The sequence below is a fragment of the Acidovorax sp. LjRoot204 genome (assembly GCF_056175785.1).
Map to the genome: position 1 here is coordinate 1 of NZ_JBGFFF010000359.1, position 1,176 is coordinate 1,176.

At 61.3% G+C, this 1,176-nt stretch carries 2 protein-coding genes; one reads left to right on the forward strand and one right to left on the reverse strand.

The features are described from left to right. On the reverse strand, window positions 1-400 hold a 400-nt coding region (locus tag AC04MI_RS25360), incomplete at its 3' end, for a hypothetical protein (RefSeq protein WP_476499072.1). A gap of 145 nt (window positions 401-545) precedes the next feature. Here AC04MI_RS25360 and AC04MI_RS25365 point away from each other — a divergent pair. Continuing rightward, complete coding sequence (locus tag AC04MI_RS25365) at window positions 546-1,004, forward strand: hypothetical protein (RefSeq protein ID WP_436040811.1); 459 nt, start codon at window positions 546-548, stop codon at window positions 1,002-1,004. Window positions 1,005-1,176 lie beyond the last annotated feature (172 nt).

Here is a 1,176-nt window from a genome sequence, read left to right on the forward strand (position 1 = left end):
AGCCAAAGCAGAACACCGGTGGAGCAGACGGATCGGGCGGCTCGGGCGTCGGCAGGGGCGCCCAGGTGTGCGCCCAGCGCAACACCGTCTTGCCGCTGTTGGACGTGGCCACGGGCGAGTAGCGCTTCTGGTACAGCCGCCCTTCCAGCACCGCGACCTGCTTGCTCTCGGCGTCTGGGTGCTTCTGGTCCAGCTTCCAAGAGATCTCTTCCGCTGGCGTCCGGGGCAGCAGCCCGGTGCGCTTGCGCGCCAGCGAGATGTCATAGACCTCGACCAGTGCCCGGGAGGCATCGGCCATGTGTTTGGTCGGGTTCGCCTTGCGGTGGTTGTCCATGCGTTCGTTGGCCAGCTTCAAGGCCTGCTGGGCCGCGGCGAGATCTTCGAGGGTGTACTCAGTCATCGGATTGGGATCTAAGGTGGCGGCAAAACTAAGTGATTGATTTGGCGGCGAAAACGAGGGAGTGCCGTCGTGTGTGATTGCATATTGCGGAAAAACTTTCGTTTGAGGATAATAACCGGCAAGCGATCAAGCATCCTTACACGACATGTCCATGCTCACTGGCTACGCCGACTTCGAGTCTATCCTGATCAAGACTGCTGAGCAGGAAGGTTGGGAGTTCAGGGACGGCGACGAAGCGGTCGGCGCGGACGCGGTCTTCAACTACCAGACCTACGGCCCCGCGCTCTTGCGCGTGGCAGAGCTCGAACTCGCCGACAGGGGAATCACCGTCAGTGGGTTCCCCTACCAAGACAGGGGCGATGTCACGACCGTTGAAGACCTGGGTTTGGTCTACACGTCGTGCCACGACGCCTTGATGGGCGTGGAAGTGAGTTTCATCGAAGAATCCGCCAGCGAGAAGACGCTTGCCTACAAGCGCATGATCTACCGCCTGGCGCTGTCGATTGCCGTGTTGAAGTCGCTTCCACGCATCGACGGCAGCATCGATCTCAGCCTGCTGAGCGCAATCGCGTTCGATGACGTGCCCCGACCGGAGAACGCTTGATGTCTCGCGTTCGTCGTCTCGTCAGCAAGGACGCCGAGGCTCACGCCGCTCCCGAGCAGTCTGCTGAGACTGCAAGCACTCCTGATGATGCAGATCCGTTGTCGTTGCTGGGGCTGATGGATGACAGCGAGACTGCAACGGGCGTGGCGCCGGAAAGCGCGGCCAACGATGC